Source organism: Arthrobacter sp. SDR-2R (assembly GCF_057747955.1).
In genome coordinates, this window is sequence record NZ_CM173231.1 from 4,059,646 (window position 1) to 4,076,971 (window position 17,326).

The following is a 17,326-nucleotide window of genomic DNA, read 5'->3' on the forward strand; positions in this document are numbered from 1 at the left end:
GCCTGGTACCGGATCAATTCCGATACCAGGCGCCCAAAGGGTCCAGGCGGGTGGCCGCCGGCTACTTGGAGTCGGCGGCTGTGACCTTGGCGGTCGGCTTCATGTTTTCAGCCTGCACCATCCAGGCAAACTGCTCCAGCCGGGCAATGAACTCGTGCAGGAGGTCCGCGGAGGTGGGATCCTCCTCGTCCACTTCGTCATGGACTTTGCGCATGGTGCCCACGGCGGCTTCCATGGCGGCAACGATCCGCTCGATGGCATCCGTGGTGCTGATCAGCCCTTCAGGGAACTGGGCCAGGCTGGTGGTTTCGGCAACGGTGGAGCTGCGGCCATCCGGGAGTGCATGCAGGGCGCGCATCCGTTCGGCTGTGTCGTCGGCGAACTGGCGGGCAGCGTCGACGATCTCATCAAGCTGCAGGTGCAGGTCGCGGAAGTTGGTGCCCACGATGTTCCAGTGCGCCTGCTTGCCCTGGACGTGCAGTTCGATCAGGTCGGCCAGGACAGCCTGCAGATTGTTGGTCAGTGTCGGTGAAGCTTTCATGCGTCCTCCTCAAGTGGTCCAATACGGCCGACGCTACCAGCCGAGCACGTAGCGGCGGCAGGGCTTTCGGCAATTTCTCAGTGAGCTTACTAATTTGGAAAGGAAGTCATAAACGAATGTGATTCATATTGCGTCTTGCATCACAGGTCCGGCACCCCCATACTAAATGAACGCCATTCATATAGTGACCTCCGTCTCACAGCCTTCCAGAAAGTGGTGCCATGACAGAGACAATCCGCACCAGTACGGCCAAACCCGGTCCGCACGCCCACGCCCCGTCCGCGGACGGCGTCAGCGCCAAAGGCCTCAAGGGCGGGCAGCTCGGGCTCCTCGCCGTCGTCGTCCTGGGCATTTCAACCATCGCCCCCGCCTACACCCTCACCAGCGCACTCGGACCCACCGTCAATGAAGCCGGACTCCAGTTGCCAGTCATCTTCCTGATCGGGTTCATCCCCATGATCCTGGTCTCGCTCGCCTACCGGGAGCTCAACGCCGACTCCCCGGACAGCGGCACAACCTTCACCTGGGTGACCAAAGCCTTCGGCCCCTGGGTCGGCTGGATGGGCGGCTGGGGCCTGCTGGCCGCCAACATCATCGTGCTGTCCAACCTGGCCGGCGTCGCCGTCGACTTCTTCTACCTCTTCCTGTCCCAGCTCACCGGCTCACCGGAACTGGCAGACCTGGCCGGCAACAAAGCGCTGAACGTCCTGACCTGCTTCGTGTTCGTGGCGCTGGCTGTTTGGGTCAGCTACCGCGGGCTGCACACCACCAAGGTGGTGCAGTACGGCCTGGTGGGCTTCCAGCTTCTGGTCCTGGGGCTGTTCGTCGCCATGGCCTTCGCCAACTGGTCCACGTCCGAAACGGCCATCCCGTTCAGCTGGGACTGGTTCGACGTCACGAAGATCGAGACGTTCGGCCAGATTGCCGCCGGCATCTCGCTGTCGATCTTCGTGTACTGGGGCTGGGATGTGTGCCTCACGGTCAACGAGGAAACAGCGAACGGCCAGAAGACGGCCGGACTGGCCGGCACCCTGACCGCCGTCATCGTCCTGGCCATCTACCTCCTGGTCAGCATCGCCACCATGATGTTCGCCGGCGTCGGGGACACCGGCAACGGCCTGAACAACGCCGACAACCAAGAGAACATCTTCACGGCCCTGGCCTCCCCCATCATGGGCCCCTTCGCCATCCTGATGTCCCTCGCCGTGCTGTCCAGTTCCGCGGCCTCCCTCCAGTCCACGTTCATGTCGCCGTCCCGAAGCCTGCTGGCCATGGCGCACTACGGCGCCCTGCCTGAACCGTTCAGCCGGATCAGCAGGAAGTTCGCGACGCCGGGCTACGCCACCATCGCCGCCGGCGTCCTGTCCGCCGGGTTCTACGCGGTGATGCACGTGGTCAGCGAAAACGTCCTGAATGACACCATCCTGGCCCTGGGTCTGATGATCTGCTTCTACTACGGCCTCACCGCGCTGGCCTGCACCTGGTACTTCCGCCACAGCCTGTTCAACAGCACCCGCCACTTCCTGCTGCGGCTGGTATGCCCGGTGGTGGGCGGCGTGGGCCTGTTCGTGGTGTTCGTCCAGACCGCCGTGGACAGCCTGGCGCCGGAGTTCGGCAGTGGTTCCGAGGTCTTCGGCGTGGGCCTGGTGTTCATCCTGGGCATCGGCATCCTGGCCCTGGGCGCCGTCGTCATGCTGGTCATGTCCCGCACGCACCCCGGCTTCTTCCGCGGCGAAACCCTCAAGCGGGACACCCCCGCGCTGGTAGTGCCGGAATAGATCGCTGAAGGCCGCCACAACGCTGCCTGAACGAAAAAGGTGCCGTGCCCCCATCAGGGGCACGGCACCTTTTTCGTTTTCACCAGTAGTGCGCCACGTCGATCACCAGGCGCGAGCCCGGGCCGGGACCGGCCAGGGTGAAGACCCGGAACGGCAGGCGGGCCCGGACGCCCAGACCGAGGCTTGTGTACCCCTCGAAGCTTCCGGCCGAAACCACCTGGCGGAACGTCTGGTAGCCGGCCACGTTGCTGAGTTCAGCCTTGTCCGCCGGGTTGTAGGTGGGGTTGCCGTTCTGGTCGTAGGACGGCGCCTTGATGCTGATATGCAGGCGCGCGCCGCCCCGTACCGGGATGAAGGCCCCGGAGCCTTCCTGCTCAATCCGCGGCACATACTGCACCGTGTAGGACACGGGGGGCCCGTTGAGGTCCACCACCAGCCGGTCGAAGCAGTAGTGCTGCCCGGTCCGGACATTGGTGACCGATGCGGTCCCCGTATCCTGCCCGGTCTTCGCAAGGGAGCCCCATGTGAGGCCGCAGTAGGGCGCCGCCGAGGCGGGTGCCTGGACCACGATTCCCAGCCCGGAAGCCAACAGGATTGCCGCGAGCCAGGTGAGGAACTTCTTCATAGCAGTGCCATCCACGACTAAAGACCATTGGATGCTTCCAGCGTAGGAGTGTCCGGACCGGGAAACGAGGGGGCATTTTGATAACGACGGCGTCCGGGGACAAAGCAGCGCCGGCCACCTCGGGGAGGTGGCCGGCGCCGGCAAAAATCAGGAAGACACTCAGCCTTCGCAGTCGCGGCAGTACTTCAGGCCGTCCTTTTCACGGGCAACCTGGGAGCGGTGCCGGACCAGGAAGCACGACGAGCAGGTGAACTCATCGGACTGCTCGGGAACCACAATGACGGTCAGTTCCTCATTGGACAGATCGGCGCCGGGCAGGTCGATGCCTTCAGCGGTGTCGTTCTCGTCGACATCGATAACCGCGGTCTGCGCGTTGCCGCCCCGTGACGCCTGGAGGGCCTCGAGAGAGTCGGCCGGCGACTCTTCTTCCTGCTTGCGTGGAGCATCGTAATCGGTAGCCATAGCGTGTTCACTTTCGTTGCTGCGCAGCGCCATTTCAGGCACCTCAGTGCAGCAGTTTAGGGCATTATCGCGCTACCGGCGCAATAGTGTGGCTAAGCAGACATTCTGCCGCTTCCGCCCGCTGTTCCTGCATGCCCGGACCGGGCCTGGTCGGCACCGAGGGACACTCCGCTCAAGGCCGGAAGCCAGCCCCACCGGGTGGCGTCGGCCATGGCGCCGGCGGCACTGGACTCGGATTCGTAGGTGAAGGTGTCCAGCAGCCAGTCGCGGAGCCGGATGAGCAGGGTAGCCGTCATGCACTGAAAACTACGCAGCGATTGTTGTGGCCACGTTTCGCGCCGGTCTCCCCCGGATTAAATCAGCTGCCGGCAGGATCTCCGGCCGGATTCGGCAGGCGGGTTCTTCAGGCGGGCGGTGCCGTGCTGCTGCGCAGGACGAGTTCCGGCTCCACGACAAGTGTCCGGGGTCCTTCCGCGCCGCTGAACGCCGTCAACATCATCTGCATGCACCGCCGGCCCAGTTCCTCGAAGTCCTGCCGGACCACCGTCAGCGGCGGACTGAAATAGCCGGCCTCGGGCTGGTCGTCGAAGCCCACCACGGACACGTCCTGCGGCACTTTGATGCCGGCCTCGGTCAGGGCGCGCAGGACTCCCAGGGCCATCTGGTCGTTGCCCACGAAGAGGGCGGTGGCCCGGCGGGTGGCCGCGATCCGCCGGCCGATGGCGTAGCCGCTGCCGGCGCTCCAGTCACCTTCGATGATCAGGTCCGCCTCGAGTCCTGCGGAGGCAAGGGTGGACCGCCAGCCGTCGGCACGCGCCACGGCATCGATCCAGTCCTGCGGGCCCGCGACGTGCCCGATCCTGACGTGCCCCTGCCCAATGAGGTGCCGCACGGCGAGTTCGGCCCCGCGGCGCTGGTCCACCCTGACGCCGCCAACAGTGTCATTCCCCTCGGGTCCAACGGCCACCACCGGGACCCCGATGGGAAGTTCCGCCAGGGCGGCCAGCGTCTCAAGGTGCGGAACGATCACCACGATGCCGTCCACCGACTGGTCCAGGAAGTGCCTGACGGCGTCCAGGATCGCGTCCCGGCTGACCTCCCGCAACGCGGCGACGCTGACGAAATATCCGGCGTCCCTCGCAGCGCGTTCCACGCCCAGCAATGTATTGGCAGGACCGTACTGGGAGAGCTCGCTGCCCAGGACCCCTATGGTCTGCGAGCGCCGGGTGACCAGGCTCCGGGCTGCGGTGTTGCGGCGGTAGCCGAGCCGGGCTATCACCGCTTCCACTTTTTCCCGCGTCCCCGGGCTCACGTTGGGGTGGTTGTTGACCACCCGTGACACGGTCTGGTGTGAGACCCCGGCCAGCTCCGCCACGTCCTCAAGCCTCGGCAGCCGGCGTGGTTTGCCGTGCGTCACGGGGTTGTTGTCCGTGGCGGGCGCCGGGAGCTCAGCCGTGCCATTGGATCAGATCCCGCCTGCCAGCTTGTAGTAGGCGGCGTTCCAGTTCAGGTCCTTCTTGAACTGCCGGATGGTGGTGTCGTGGTCAATGGTCAGCAGTTCGGTTTTGGCGATCTCGGCGAAGTCTTCGAACACGTCCATGCCCACCTGGGTGGAGAGCACGGTGTGGTGGGCAGCGCCGGCCGTGAGCCAGGCTGCTGCGGAGGTTGCGAAGTCCGGCTTGGGCTCCCACAGGGCGCGGGCCACGGGCAGGTTTGGCAGCGGCTGGTCCAGGGGAACGACGTCGACGGCGTTGGCTACCAGGCGGAAACGGTCCCGCATGTCGGACAGGGCGACGACGACGCCCGGGGAGGCATCGGCGTCGAACACCAGGCGGACCGGGTCCTCCTTGCCGCCGATGCCCAGCGGGTGGATTTCCAGGCGCGGCTTCGACGCCGTGAGGGAGGGGCAAACTTCCAGCATGTGGGCGCCCAGGATCTTCTCGGACCCGGGCTCCAGGTGGTACGTGTAGTCCTCCATCAGGGAGGCACCGCCGGGCAGGCCGGCACCCATCACCTTCGCGGCGCGCACCAGGATGGCGGTCTTCCAGTCGCCTTCGGCGCCAAAGCCGAAGCCGGCGGCCATGAGCCGCTGGACCGCAAGGCCGGGAAGCTGCCGCAGGGCGCCCAGGTCCTCGAAGGAGGTGGTGAACGCGGCGGAGCCGTTGCCCTCCAGGAAGCTGCGCAGGCCCAGCTCGATCCGGGCGCCGTACCGCAGCGATTCATGCCTGGCCGCGCCTGCGCGGAGCTCCGGCACCACGTCGTAAAGGTCCGCATATTCCGCCACCAGCGCGTCGACGTCGGCCTCCGCCGCGCCGTGCACGGCGTCCGCGAGCTCGTTGACGGACCAGGTGTTCACGGCGACGCCGAAGCGCAGCTCCGCCTCGGTCTTGTCGCCTTCGGTGACGGCGACGTTGCGCATGTTGTCCCCGAAGCGTGTCAGCTTAAGGGTGCGGACGGCGGCCCAGCCGGCGGCGGCGCGCTGCCAGGAGCCCACCTGGCGTGCCACCTCGGGGTTGGAGACATGCCCGACGACGGTCTTCCGGGCGATGCCCAGGCGGGACTGGATGTACCCGAACTCGCGGTCGCCGTGCGCGGCCTGGTTCAGGTTCATGAAGTCGAAGTCGATGTCCGCCCACGGCAGGTCCCGGTTGGCCTGGGTGTGCAGGTGCAGCAGGGGCTTACGCAGCAGGTCCAGGCCCTGGATCCACATCTTGGCCGGGCTGAACGTGTGCATCCAGGCGGTCACACCGATCACCGAATCATCGGCGTTCGCCTCCAGGGCGGTGCGCCGGATGGCATCCGAATCGGTGAGGACCGGCTTCCAGACGATCTTGACCGGGACGGCGGAATTGGCGTTGAGCTGGTTGGCGATCTCCTGCGACTGGGCGGCCACCTGCTTGAGGACCTCCTCCCCGTACAGGTGCTGGCTGCCGGTGAGGAACCAGACCTCGTAGCCGTCGAGGGAGGTGCTTGCTGCGGTGCTCATGGATTCTCCTGGGAAGTTGTGTAATGACGGCGCCGTGGATTACTGGCCTGTGTTGTTTATTGGCCGTAGACGTTCTGGTAGCGGGCATAGAGGGAGTCGATGGAGCCCTGGTCGATGGGCAGCGGTTCGCCCAGCTGGCGGGAGATGTGGACGGTGCGGGCCACTTCCTCGCACATCACGGCGGCCTTCACCGCGGAGCGGGCGTCCTTGCCGATGGTGAAGGGGCCGTGGTTCTGCATCAGGACCGCCGGTGAATTGGAGTTCTTCAGCGTCTCCACGATCCCGTGGCCGATCGAGTCGTCCCCGATCAGCGCGAATGGGCCCACCGGGATGGAGCCGCCGAACTCATCGCCCATCATGGTCAGCACGCACGGAATGGCCTCCCCCCGGGCAGCCCAGGCAGTGGCGTAGGTGGAGTGGGTGTGCACCACGCCCCCCACCTCCGGCATGTGCCGGTACACGTAGGCGTGCGCTGCGGTGTCCGACGACGGCGACAGCGGCGGGTTGCCCCAGTCCACGGTCCCGCCGCCACCGACGTTGGTGCCCCTGACGGGCATGCCGTGCAGGTCCGTCACGATCATCTGCTCCGGGGTCAGGTCCTGGTAGGCGACCCCGGAGGGCTTGATAACCATGAGGTCGGTGCCCGGCACCCGGGCGGAAACGTTGCCTGCGGTCCACACCACCAGTTCGTAGCGCGTCAACTCAGCGTGCAGGGCGCACACGTCCTCCCGGATCCGGGCGATGGTTTCCAGGATCCCGGTGTCGGTGCTCATGCGGAGACCCCCACGGCAGGTTCGGCGGCGGAGCCGGGCAGGCTGGCCCGGGCGGCTTTGCGCTGGATGGCCTTGAGCCGGTGCATCACGTCATTGCCGCCGCGGCCAAAGTAGTCGTGCAGTGCCTTGTATTCCTGGAACAGTTCCTCGTACGCGGCAACGTTTTCCGGGATCGGCGTGTAGACCTCGCCGGGTTCGGCGCCCATGGCGGCGGCGGCTTCCCGGATGTCCGCGTATTCACCCGCGGCCACGGCGGCGTGGATGGCCGATCCCAGGGCCGGGCCCTGCTCCGAGCCGATAGTGGACAGCTGCAGGCCGGTGGCGTCCGCGTAGATCTGCATCAGCAGCCTGTTCTTGAGCAGGCCACCGGCCACGATGAATTCCCTGACCGGAACCCCGGCGTCGCGGAACGCGTCCACGATGGTGCGGGTTCCGAAGGCCGTGGCTTCCAGCAGGGCACGGTAGGTGTCCTCGGGCCGGGTGGCAAGGGTCTGGCCCACCACGATGCCGGACAGCTCGTGGTCCACCAGCACCGAGCGGTTGCCCGAGTGCCAGTCGAGCGCGATCAGGCCGTGCTCCCCGATGGCCTGCCGCGACGCCAGTCCGGTGAGGTACTCGTGGATTCCCAGCCCCGCGTCCCCGGCAGCCTCATGGTATTCGGGCGGGACGCCGTACCTGGTGAACCAGCCGAAGATGTCCCCCACACCGGACTGACCGGCCTCGTAACCCCACAGGCCGGGCACGATGCCGCCGTCCACTGCCCCGCACATTCCCGGCACTTCACGCAGTTCGCTGCCGTTCATCACATGGCAGGTGGAGGTGCCCATGATAGCCACCAGCTGGCCGGATTCCACGGCCTTGGCAGCAGGGGCAGTGACGTGGGCGTCAACGTTTCCCACGGCCACGGCGATGCCCTCCGGCAGCCCGGTCCAGGCTGCAGCCTCCGCCGTCAGGGTCCCTGCGGCGTCCCCCAGCCGCCCGATCGTGTGCTCCAGCTTGGAACTGACAAAGTCCTTGAAGTCCGGATTCAGGGCGGCCAGGAAATCCTCCGAGGGGTACCGCCCGTCCTGGTAGATGCCCTTGTAGCCGGCGGTGCAGGCGTTGCGGACGTAGCGGCCGCACAGCTGCCAGACGATCCAGTCGGCCGCCTCCACCCAGTGGTCCATTTCGGCGTAGGCCTCCGGGTCCTCTTCCAGCAGCTGCAGGCCTTTGGCGAATTCCCACTCGGACGAGATCAGGCCGCCGTACCGCGGAAGCCAGTCTTCGCCGCGTTCGGCCGCCAGCCGGTTGATCCGGTCGGCCTGCCCCTGGGCGGCGTGGTGGCGCCAGAGCTTCACGTAGGCATGCGGGCGGTTGGCATAGCCCGGCAATTCGTTCAGCGGCGTGCCATCGGCCTTCACGGGCACCATGGTGCAGGCGGTGAAGTCGGTGGCAATGCCGACGACGGCGGCCGGGTCGATCCCCGCGTCAGCCACCGCGGCAGGAACGGCGGTGCGCAGGACGTCCCGGTAGTCGTTGGGCACCTGAAGCGCCCATTCGCCGGGAAGCCGCGTGCCGTCGTCGCCCGCCACGTCACCGGGCAGGGAGCCGGTCACCACCGCATGGGGATATTCATGGACGGCGCTCCCAAGCTCCTTGCCGTCGCGGACCCGCACCACCACGGCGCGGCCGGACAGGGTCCCGAAGTCCACGCCGACCACGCAGTGGTCGTGGCGGGGGTCGGAGCTGGAAGTAAATAGCGCATCTGGCATGGGGTTGCCTCCATCCGGGAGGCAAGCGGCCTCATTACCGGTTTTGTAGGGTCAGGGTCGAGCTAAGTGCTGCAGCAAGTGTGAACGCTAACAAAGAAGAAGTCAATGCCATCGAAAGATTTCGGAGTTTCCGGGAGAAGGCTCTTGTTAGCGTTCACAAATCAGTCTATATTGAACCGACACATCAACCATGTGGCCAGGACCGGGAGCACCGTTGCTTCCCGGCCCAACAACACTTCGCGGCAATGCTGCCGCGGAAGGAGATTATGGTGAGAATCAAAAAACTCATGGGCGCGGTGGCCCTTGTCCTCGCCCTGACCGTGGGAGCCACCGGTTGCGGCTCCCGTGGCGGAACCAGCGAATCCAGCGGCGCAGCGAAGCCCAGCGACTCGCTGGTTGGCATCTCGATGCCAACCCAGACATCTGAACGGTGGATCGCCGACGGCGCCAATGTTGAGAAGTCCCTGAAAGACCTCGGCTACAAGACGGACCTCCAGTTCGCCAACGACGACATCCCCACGCAGGTCTCGCAGATCGAAAACATGCTGACCAAGGGCGCCAAGGCCCTGATCATCGCTGCCATCGACGGCACCACCCTGACCGACGTCCTGGCCAAGGCCAAGGAGCAGAACGTCAAGGTCATCGCCTACGACCGCCTTATCAACGGCACTCCGAACGTGGACTACTACACCACGTTCGACAACTACACCGTGGGCGTCCAGCAGGCCACCTCGCTGCTGACCGGCCTGGGGCTGGTCGACGCGAGCGGCAAGAAGGTGGACGGCAAGGGCCCCTTCAACATCGAACTTTTCGCCGGAAGCCCGGACGACAACAACGCCAACTTCTTCTGGACCGGCGCCATGGACACCCTCAAGCCCTACATGGATGCCGGCACCCTGAAGGTCCCCAGCGGCCAGACCAAGTTTGAGCAGGCCGCCATCCTTCGCTGGCAGGCACCCGTGGCGCAGAAGCGCATGGAGGACATCATCACCTCCGCCTACAGCTCGGGCACCAAGCTGAACGGCGTCCTTTCCCCGTACGACGGCCTGTCCATCGGCATCATCTCCGCCCTCACCAGCACCGGCGGCTACGCCAAGGGAAGCCTTCCGGTGGTCACCGGCCAGGACGCCGAAAAGGGCTCCGTGAAGTCCATCGTCGCGGGCGAGCAGTACTCCACCATCTTTAAGGACACCCGCCAGCTCGGCGCACAGGCCGTCAAGATGGTCGACGCCGTCCTCAAGGGCCAGGAACCTGAAACCAACGACACCAAGACCTACAACAACAAGGTCAAGGTTGTTCCGGCCTTCCTGCTGAAGTCCGTGATCATCACCAAGGACAACTACAAGAAGGAACTGATCGACTCGGGTTACTACACCGACGCCGACGTCAAGTAGTCAGCGTCCGGGGGCTGTGGCCGGACCTCCATCCGGCCGCAGCCCCGCCCGCAACCTCCTGCAGCAGCAGGACGGCCAAGCTTCGACCAGTCAGTGGGAATTGACGATGAACACACCCATTCTTCAAATGCGAGGAATCACCAAGACCTTCCCCGGCGTGAAAGCGCTGCAGGACGTCACCCTCGATGTGAACCGTGGAGAGGTCCACGCCATCTGCGGCGAAAACGGCGCCGGCAAATCAACGCTCATGAAAGTGTTGTCCGGCGTCTATCCACACAACAGCTTCGAAGGGGAAATCCTCTTCGAAAACGAACCCTGCAACTTCTCCAGCATCTCGGACAGCGAGAAGCGGGGCATCGTGATCATCCACCAGGAACTGGCGCTGAGCCCGTACCTCTCCATCGCTGAGAACATCTACCTTGGCAATGAACAGGCCACCAACGGATGGGTGGACTGGCGCAAGACCAACCTGGAGGCAGCAAAGCTGCTGGCCCGCGTGGGCCTCGACGAAAACCCCGTCACCCCCGTCCAGCACATCAGCGTGGGCAAGCAGCAACTCGTGGAGATCGCCAAGGCGCTGTCCAAGGAAGTGAAGCTGCTCATCCTGGACGAGCCCACGGCCGCCCTCAACGACGAGGATTCCGGCCACCTGCTGGACCTGATCCTCCATCTGAAGGGCCAGGGGGTAACCAGCATCATCATCAGCCACAAACTCAATGAAATCCGCAAGGTGGCCGACGCCGTCACCATCATCCGGGACGGCAAAACCATTGAGACCCTCCGGCTCGATGAAGGCCAGATCACCCAGGAACGCATCATCCGCGGCATGGTGGGCCGCGACCTGGAGAGCCTGTACCCGGACCGCGAGCCGAACATCGGTGAGGAAGTCCTCCGGATCGAGGACTGGTCCGTCCGGCATCCCCAGGACCACAGCCGCATGGTGGTCCGCAACGCCAACCTGCATGTCAGGAAGGGCGAGGTGGTGGGACTTGCCGGGCTGATGGGCGCCGGGCGCACCGAACTCGCCATGAGCGTCTTCGGCCGAACCTACGGCACCGCAATGTCCGGCAAGGTCTATAAGTACGGCGAGGAAATCAACACCTCCACCGTCTCCGACGCCATCCGCCACGGCATCGCCTACGCCACCGAGGACCGCAAGCACTACGGCCTGAACCTCATCGAGGACATCAAGCGCAACATCTCCCTTGCAGCGCTGCGCAAGCTCGCCAAACGCGGCTTCGTGGACAAGAACCAGGAGACCGTGGTGGCCAACGGCTACCGGAAGAGCATGAACATCAAAGCGCCCTCGGTGGCCGCCATCACCGGCAAGCTCTCCGGCGGCAACCAGCAGAAGGTGGTGCTCAGCAAATGGATGTTCTCCGACCCGGACGTGCTCATCCTCGATGAACCCACCCGCGGGATCGACGTCGGGGCAAAATTCGAGATCTACACGATCATCGCCAAACTGGCGGCCGAAGGAAAAGCCGTGATCGTCATTTCCTCGGAACTTCCCGAACTCCTGGGCATCTGCGACCGCATCTACACCCTCGCCGCCGGCCACATCACCGGCGAAGTCCCCATCGCCGAGGCCACCCAGGAAACCCTGATGCACTACATGACCAAAGAGAAGGAATAGCGAAATGTCCGCCTTACGAGAATCGCTCGGATTCCTCACCAGCCGCCTCCGCCAGGTTGGCATCTTCGTTGCCCTGATCCTGATCGTCCTGCTATTCCAGGGGCTGACCGGCGGGATCCTGCTGGAACCGCAGAACGTCACCAACCTGGTGGTCCAGAACAGCTACATCCTCATCCTGGCCATCGGCATGGTGATGGTGATCATCGCCGGGCACATTGATCTTTCCGTCGGATCCGTTGCCGGGTTCATCGGCGCGGTGGCCGGCGTCATGATCGTGCACTGGGGCTGGCCGTGGTGGGCCGCAATCCCTGCCTGCCTGGTGGTGGGTGCCCTTGTGGGCGCCTGGCAGGGCTACTGGATCGCCTATGTGGGGATCCCGGCCTTCATCGTCACGCTGGCGGGCATGCTGATCTTCCGCGGACTCACGCTCATCACCCTCAAGAACCAGCAGATCACCCCCTTCCCCGCCGAACTGCGGGCCCTGGGCGGCGGTTTCCTTCCGGACATCTCCGGCGGCACCTCCGTCCTGGAATGGCTCACCGTCATCCTGGGTGTCGGCGCTACGGTGGCACTGCTGATCCAGGCCCTCAAGGAGCGCAGGATCCGCAGGAAGTTCGATCTCGAAAGCGAACCCCTGGTCTGGTTCGTCATCAAAACCGCCTTCACGGCGCTGCTCATGCTCATCATCACCTTCCTGCTGGCCTCCTACCGCGGCACGCCGATCGTCCTGGTGGTCCTGGCGGTCCTGGTGATCGCCTACACCGCCCTGATGAGCAACAGCGTCTTCGGGCGGCACACGTACGCCATCGGCGGCAACCTCCATGCAGCTGAACTGTCAGGCATCAAGACCAAGGCCGTCACGTTCCGGCTCTTCGTGAACATGGGCGTGCTCGCCGCACTGGCAGGCCTGGTCTTCACTGCGCGGCTCAACTCGGCACAGCCCGCCGGTGGAACAGGCTTCGAACTGGACTCCATCGCCGCGGCCTTCATCGGCGGCGCCGCCGTTACCGGTGGCATCGGAACAGTCGCGGGAGCCATGATCGGTGGCCTGATCATGGGCGTGCTCAACAACGGCATGTCCATCCTGGGCCTGGGCACCGATTACCAGCAGCTCATCAAGGGCCTGGTACTCCTTGTCGCCGTCGGCTTCGACATCTTCAACAAGAACCGCAGCGGCGGCGGTGGTGACCTCGGCAAGCGGTTCAAGCTGAAGACCACGCCCCCGCCCGCCGAGGAAAAGCCGACGCCAGCGGCCAGCGAAACCGTAGGCGTCAAGTAGCGGCTACCGCGGCCGCGGCGCTGCTCCATGCAGACCCGGGCCTTGGACATCACGTCCGGGGCCCGGGTCTTTGCGGCTCAGGGCGCTGCCGCGAGCCCGGTAGCAACATCTGCCGGCGAGCGCCGGCGGCGGCTGAGGAGGATGAAGGGTGCCGCCAGCAGCTGCACCGCGCCGCCCAATGCGAGCGATGCCGGGTAGCCGTAGAGGTCTGCGGCCCTGCCGAGCGCCGGCTGCACCACCACTCCCCCACTGGACCCCATGAGCGAGGCGAAGCTCAGGACGGTTGCCCGCTGTTTCGAGCCGATCATGTCGTTCAGGTAGGCCTGGCGCACGGGGGTTCCGGCGGAGGCCACCACGGCCCAGAGTGCCAGGAGCACCAGTGCCAGCCAGAAGATGCTGGTGGCCAGGAGCACCACCAGGACCACCGAGCTGGTGATGGTTGAAATGATCAGGACGGTGGTGCGCCGGCGGACCAGTTTCCGGACCAGCGGAGCCAGCCAGCCGCCCAGGATGTCCGCGCCGGCAACAATGGCCGCTGCCAGGCCTGCGATGGCGTAGGCCCTGGGATCTCCGAAGAGCTGCAGCAGGTAAGGCTGGAGGGCATAGAAGACATAGAATCCCACGCCCTCGGTGAACGGCGCAGCCAGCATCATGTACCTCACCGGCGGGTTCCGCAGGCCGCCGTCCAGCGAGGCGCGCAGGACAGCCCGCGTGGCCTGCACCGGGTGGGCCGAACGCTCCGGGGTGAAGCCGACGTCGTGCATGAGCAGGAAGGCCACCGCGAACATTGCCACCAGCACCGCGACGCGCAGCAGGAACGGCACGCCCAGGTTCGTTGCCTGCGCGATGACGCCGCCGGCCACTGACCCTGCCAGCATGGCGATCCCGGAAACCATCTGGCCGCGGCCCAGGACCGCTTCCAGGCCGCCGTCGTAACCGGAGAAGTGCAGGGCGTCCACCAGCCAGGCTTCCACTGCCCCCGAAAAGAAGGTGAAGCCAAGCCCCAGCAGCGCCGACACCCCGGCCCACCACCAGAACGGTGCGGACAACTGCCACAGCAGGTAATAGAGGTAGGTGGATCCTGCCAGGGTTACGGTGCCCAGCAGGAAGGAGGTCCGGCGCCCCCAGCTGTCCGCGACTACCCCGGTGGGAACCTCGAAAAGCACCATCCCGGCAGTGAAGAAGGCGTTTGCAGCGAAGGCTTCCAGGTTGGTCAGCCCGGCGTCGAGCAGGAACAGCGTATTGATGCCCCAAATGAACGACGCCGCAAGGGTGTTGCCCAACGTCAGCGTCAGGTATACGGTCTGGATCTTTCGTGCTGCGGCGTTCACCGGCGGCCGTTCCCTGTATCTGTTCCTGCCATGGCGGGCTCAGGATGGGCTGTAATTAGGGGGTACGGGGTCATGGCGCAGGTACTGGCGGCGGAAGCGCCCGGTGCCGGCGGTCAGCGCCCGCAGTTCCACCGCATACCGCAGGAGTTCCTGGTCCGGGACTTCGGCGCTGATCTCCGTGAGGCCCTCACCGGAAGAGGTGGTGCCGGTGAGGCGTCCCCGCCGGCCGGACAAATCACTCATCACTGTGCCCACATGTTCATCGGCGACCGTGATGGAGACGGATGACACCGGCTCCAGCAGCTGGATCCTTCCTGCTGCCGCGGCCTCCCGGAGCGCCAGCGCCCCGGCCGCCTGGAACGCCGCATCCGACGAATCCACGCTGTGGGCCTTGCCGCCCACCAGGGTGACCCGCAGGTCAACTACGGGAAAGCCCGCGGCGACGCCCTTGTCCATTTGGGCCCGGACGCCCTTCTCAATGGACGGGATGAACGTTCCCGGGATCACGCCGCCCACCGTCTTGTCCACGAACTCGAACCCCGCGCCGCGCTCCAGCGGTTCCACCTCGATGTCGCACACGGCGTACTGGCCGTGTCCGCCGGACTGTTTAACATGGCGGCCGTGGCCGGAGGCGGCGGTGGCAAAGGTTTCCCGCAGCGGCGTCACCACGTCCACGGTGTGCAGTTTCACTCCCTGTTCGCGCAGCCTGTCCAGGACCACCTCCGCGTGCGCCTCGCCCATGCACCAGAGGACCAGCTGATGCGTTTCGGCGTTCCGGTCCACCCGCAAGGTGGGGTCACCCGCCGCTATCCGGCCCAGGCTGCGGGCCAGCGCGTCCTCGTCGCTGCGGGAATCGGCTTCCACGGCAACCGGCAGCAGCGGCTCAGGCATTTCCCACGTGGCGAGCAACAGCGGGCTTTCCCGGGCGGAAATGGTGTCGCCGGTTTCGGCGCTGCCCAGCTTCGCCAGGGCACACATGTCCCCCGCCACGCAAAAGGGGACGGGGCGAAGGGTAGCACCCAGCGGTGAGTAGATATGGGTCACCCGTTCATCGGTGTCATGGTCCTGGTGACCCCGGTCGGCCAGGCCGTGGCCGCCCACGTGGACCGGCGAGTCTTCCCGGAGTGTGCCGCTGAACACCCGCACCAGGCAGATGCGGCCCAGGAAGGGATCGTTGGAGGTGCGCACCACCTCGGCGGCGAGGGGGCCGGACGGATCGCAGGACAGGCTTCCGGCCGGTTCCCCCGCGAGGTCGGTGGTGTCCGGCAGGCTGCGCTCCCCTGGCGGCGGAAAGGCGCGGACCAGCAGGTCCAGCAGTTCGGCGGTCCCCAGCCCAGTGACGGCGGACGTGGGCAGCACGGGAAAGAACGAGCCACGTGCGACGGCGGTTTCCAGGTCTGCTGCGAGCACTCCGGTGTCGATGTCCTCGCCTTCCAGGTAGCGGTCCATCAGCGTTTCGTCTTCGCTTTCGGCGATGATGCCCTCGATGAGTGCGCCCCGGGCAGGCCCGGCAGCCGCGAGTTCATCCGGTGTGGCGGCCCGGACCTCAGGGGTTGCCTCGGCGGAGGAGTAGTCCGTTACCTCCCGGGACAGCAGGCCCAGCAGGGACAGCGGCCCGGCGGCCTCCTCTGCTGAGGGCAATGGGACACACAGCGGCAGCACGCCGTCGCCGAACGCTTTGCGGCAGGCGGCCACGGCGCCGTCGTAATCTGCCCGCGGGTGGTCCAGCCGGGTGATCACGACGGCGCGTGGCAGCAGCATGTGCGCGCACTCGCCCCACAGGGCGGTGGTGGTGGCGTCGATTCCGTCCACGGCCGACACTATGAAGAGGGCAGCATCGGAGGCGCGCAGCCCCGCCCGCAGCTCACCAATGAAGTCGGGGTAGCCCGGTGTATCCAGGAGGTTCACTTTGGTCTCGTCCACCATAAGGGGCACCAGGGACAGGGTGACGGAGCGCTGCTGGTGAACCGCGGCGGGGTCCGAGTCGCTGACCGTGGATCCGTCGGCGATGGAGCCTTTGCGCGTGATCATGCCGTTGGCTGCCAGCAGCGCCTCGATCAGCATTGTTTTCCCGGCGCCCGAGTGACCCACCAGGGCCACGTTCCGGATCCGCGCCGGGTCCTGGGCCGCGATGCCGGTGGCTTGGTCGGCGCGCTTTGACTCAGGCCCGTTCCTGCCGCCTCCCGCCCGCGCTGACTCCTTGGTGCTCTTCACCGACATTGGAACCTCCTGGCATCATCGCCGACCCGACCTGACGTGTCCCTCTGATTCGACACCTTGGACGGCAGGACGGCAAGAGCACAGGCTATTTGCTGCGGGCTTTGCGGGTGGCGGCGTCGTTGGCCTTCTGGATGGCCTTGACCAATTCACCCTTGTCCATCTTCGAGCGGCCTTTGACGTCCAGTTCCCTGGCCAGTTTGTAGAGGTGGTCCTTGGACGCATTGGCGTTGACTCCGCCCGCGGTGGGTTCGGAGGAGCGGATGCCCTGTTCTGCGCGCTTGTCCGACGGGCCCCTTTTTTCCTTGGGCTCCCAGTGGTCGCCCACCTTCTCGTAGCTGTGCTTCAGGGATGCGTATGCTGCGCGGGCCGCCCGCTGCTCATCCTGGTCGTACGACTCAAGGGCGGAATCATAGGTCTTGGCGAATGTGTCCTGCGCCTTTTGCTCAGAACGCTGCAGGGTGGAAGGAAGTTCTTCCTTGCGGGCATGATCGTTCTTGCCGGTCTTGGGCATGGCACCCATCCTCCTTTAGTCAGCACGCTGATTATGTGG

15 protein-coding genes are annotated in these 17,326 nt (G+C 65.7%); 4 read left to right on the forward strand and 11 right to left on the reverse strand.

Translation table 11 applies throughout. The annotated features are described in order from the left end of the window. Nucleotides 1-61 precede the first annotated feature (61 nt). On the reverse strand, nucleotides 62-541 hold the full coding sequence (locus AC3ANU_RS18735) for a Dps family protein (protein ID WP_018772030.1): 480 nt from the start codon (nucleotides 539-541) through the stop codon (nucleotides 62-64). Between the two features lie 221 nt (nucleotides 542-762). Between AC3ANU_RS18735 and AC3ANU_RS18740 the strand changes: the two genes are divergently transcribed. Then, nucleotides 763-2,319, forward strand: coding sequence for an APC family permease (locus AC3ANU_RS18740; protein WP_488315064.1), 1,557 nt, complete (start codon nucleotides 763-765; stop codon nucleotides 2,317-2,319). A 79-nt stretch (nucleotides 2,320-2,398) separates the two neighbouring features. Here the strand turns inward: AC3ANU_RS18740 and AC3ANU_RS18745 are convergent, their stop codons facing one another. The 7 genes from AC3ANU_RS18745 to araB all read right to left on the reverse strand — a co-directional run bounded on the left by AC3ANU_RS18745 (nucleotide 2,399) and on the right by araB (nucleotide 8,916). Next, nucleotides 2,399-2,944 carry an AMIN-like domain-containing (lipo)protein gene (locus AC3ANU_RS18745; RefSeq protein WP_488315065.1) on the reverse strand — a complete coding sequence of 182 codons (546 nt, stop codon included), beginning with the start codon at nucleotides 2,942-2,944 and terminating at the stop codon, nucleotides 2,399-2,401. Between the two features lie 159 nt (nucleotides 2,945-3,103). Then, the gene (locus AC3ANU_RS18750) at nucleotides 3,104-3,406 is read right to left on the reverse strand and encodes a DUF4193 domain-containing protein (protein WP_026266196.1); all 303 of its coding nucleotides are present in this window, start codon (nucleotides 3,404-3,406) and stop codon (nucleotides 3,104-3,106) included. A 92-nt stretch (nucleotides 3,407-3,498) separates the two neighbouring features. After that, nucleotides 3,499-3,702 carry a hypothetical protein gene (locus AC3ANU_RS18755; protein ID WP_018772034.1) on the reverse strand — a complete coding sequence of 68 codons (204 nt, stop codon included), beginning with the start codon at nucleotides 3,700-3,702 and terminating at the stop codon, nucleotides 3,499-3,501. Nucleotides 3,703-3,809: 107 nt separating this feature from the next. Beyond that, the gene (locus AC3ANU_RS18760) at nucleotides 3,810-4,823 is read right to left on the reverse strand and encodes a LacI family DNA-binding transcriptional regulator (RefSeq protein ID WP_018772035.1); all 1,014 of its coding nucleotides are present in this window, start codon (nucleotides 4,821-4,823) and stop codon (nucleotides 3,810-3,812) included. 48 nt (nucleotides 4,824-4,871) lie between these two features. Then, the gene (araA, locus tag AC3ANU_RS18765) at nucleotides 4,872-6,392 is read right to left on the reverse strand and encodes an L-arabinose isomerase (RefSeq protein ID WP_488315066.1); all 1,521 of its coding nucleotides are present in this window, start codon (nucleotides 6,390-6,392) and stop codon (nucleotides 4,872-4,874) included. Between the two features lie 56 nt (nucleotides 6,393-6,448). Next, entirely contained in the window at nucleotides 6,449-7,165 is a 717-nt protein-coding gene (locus tag AC3ANU_RS18770; RefSeq protein WP_488315067.1) for an L-ribulose-5-phosphate 4-epimerase, read from the reverse strand. Further along, nucleotides 7,162-8,916 carry a ribulokinase gene (gene araB, locus AC3ANU_RS18775; RefSeq protein WP_156400198.1) on the reverse strand — a complete coding sequence of 585 codons (1,755 nt, stop codon included), beginning with the start codon at nucleotides 8,914-8,916 and terminating at the stop codon, nucleotides 7,162-7,164. The genes AC3ANU_RS18770 and araB overlap by 4 nt, the downstream gene beginning before the upstream one ends. Nucleotides 8,917-9,182: 266 nt before the next feature. On the opposite strand from araB, the gene chvE reads away from it, so the two are divergent. The 3 genes from chvE to mmsB all read left to right on the forward strand — a co-directional run bounded on the left by chvE (nucleotide 9,183) and on the right by mmsB (nucleotide 13,225). Further along, nucleotides 9,183-10,310 (forward strand): multiple monosaccharide ABC transporter substrate-binding protein, encoded by a 1,128-nt coding sequence (gene chvE / locus AC3ANU_RS18780; protein WP_142068633.1) that lies wholly within the window; start codon nucleotides 9,183-9,185, stop codon nucleotides 10,308-10,310. 106 nt (nucleotides 10,311-10,416) lie between these two features. Next, nucleotides 10,417-11,946 (forward strand): multiple monosaccharide ABC transporter ATP-binding protein, encoded by a 1,530-nt coding sequence (mmsA, locus tag AC3ANU_RS18785; RefSeq protein WP_056391196.1) that lies wholly within the window; start codon nucleotides 10,417-10,419, stop codon nucleotides 11,944-11,946. Nucleotides 11,947-11,950: 4 nt separating this feature from the next. Then, complete coding sequence (mmsB, locus tag AC3ANU_RS18790) at nucleotides 11,951-13,225, forward strand: multiple monosaccharide ABC transporter permease (protein WP_018772041.1); 1,275 nt, start codon at nucleotides 11,951-11,953, stop codon at nucleotides 13,223-13,225. 77 nt (nucleotides 13,226-13,302) lie between these two features. On the opposite strand, the gene AC3ANU_RS18795 is transcribed toward mmsB, so the two are convergent. The 3 genes from AC3ANU_RS18795 to AC3ANU_RS18805 form a co-directional block, all read right to left on the reverse strand. Continuing rightward, a complete protein-coding gene (locus tag AC3ANU_RS18795; RefSeq protein WP_056391193.1) occupies nucleotides 13,303-14,556 on the reverse strand; it encodes an MFS transporter in 1,254 nt (417 codons plus the stop codon). A gap of 39 nt (nucleotides 14,557-14,595) precedes the next feature. Further along, nucleotides 14,596-16,776, reverse strand: a complete 2,181-nt coding sequence (locus tag AC3ANU_RS18800) for an elongation factor G-like protein EF-G2 (RefSeq protein ID WP_488315068.1) — start codon at nucleotides 16,774-16,776, stop codon at nucleotides 14,596-14,598. A gap of 85 nt (nucleotides 16,777-16,861) precedes the next feature. Then, on the reverse strand, nucleotides 16,862-17,287 hold the full coding sequence (locus AC3ANU_RS18805) for a ChaB family protein (RefSeq protein ID WP_134166099.1): 426 nt from the start codon (nucleotides 17,285-17,287) through the stop codon (nucleotides 16,862-16,864). Nucleotides 17,288-17,326 lie beyond the last annotated feature (39 nt).

Coding starts and splice junctions, on each gene's coding strand:
- AC3ANU_RS18735 (WP_018772030.1), bottom strand. CDS start 541: ATGAAAGCTTCACCGACACTGACCAACAATCTGCAGGCTGTCCTGGCC.
- AC3ANU_RS18740 (WP_488315064.1), top strand. CDS start 763: ATGACAGAGACAATCCGCACCAGTACGGCCAAACCCGGTCCGCACGCC.
- AC3ANU_RS18745 (WP_488315065.1), bottom strand. CDS start 2,944: ATGAAGAAGTTCCTCACCTGGCTCGCGGCAATCCTGTTGGCTTCCGGG.
- AC3ANU_RS18750 (WP_026266196.1), bottom strand. CDS start 3,406: ATGGCTACCGATTACGATGCTCCACGCAAGCAGGAAGAAGAGTCGCCG.
- AC3ANU_RS18755 (WP_018772034.1), bottom strand. CDS start 3,702: ATGACGGCTACCCTGCTCATCCGGCTCCGCGACTGGCTGCTGGACACC.
- araA (WP_488315066.1), bottom strand. CDS start 6,392: ATGAGCACCGCAGCAAGCACCTCCCTCGACGGCTACGAGGTCTGGTTC.
- AC3ANU_RS18770 (WP_488315067.1), bottom strand. CDS start 7,165: ATGAGCACCGACACCGGGATCCTGGAAACCATCGCCCGGATCCGGGAG.
- araB (WP_156400198.1), bottom strand. CDS start 8,916: ATGCCAGATGCGCTATTTACTTCCAGCTCCGACCCCCGCCACGACCAC.
- chvE (WP_142068633.1), top strand. CDS start 9,183: ATGGTGAGAATCAAAAAACTCATGGGCGCGGTGGCCCTTGTCCTCGCC.
- mmsA (WP_056391196.1), top strand. CDS start 10,417: ATGAACACACCCATTCTTCAAATGCGAGGAATCACCAAGACCTTCCCC.
- mmsB (WP_018772041.1), top strand. CDS start 11,951: ATGTCCGCCTTACGAGAATCGCTCGGATTCCTCACCAGCCGCCTCCGC.
- AC3ANU_RS18800 (WP_488315068.1), bottom strand. CDS start 16,776: ATGTCGGTGAAGAGCACCAAGGAGTCAGCGCGGGCGGGAGGCGGCAGG.
- AC3ANU_RS18805 (WP_134166099.1), bottom strand. CDS start 17,287: ATGCCCAAGACCGGCAAGAACGATCATGCCCGCAAGGAAGAACTTCCT.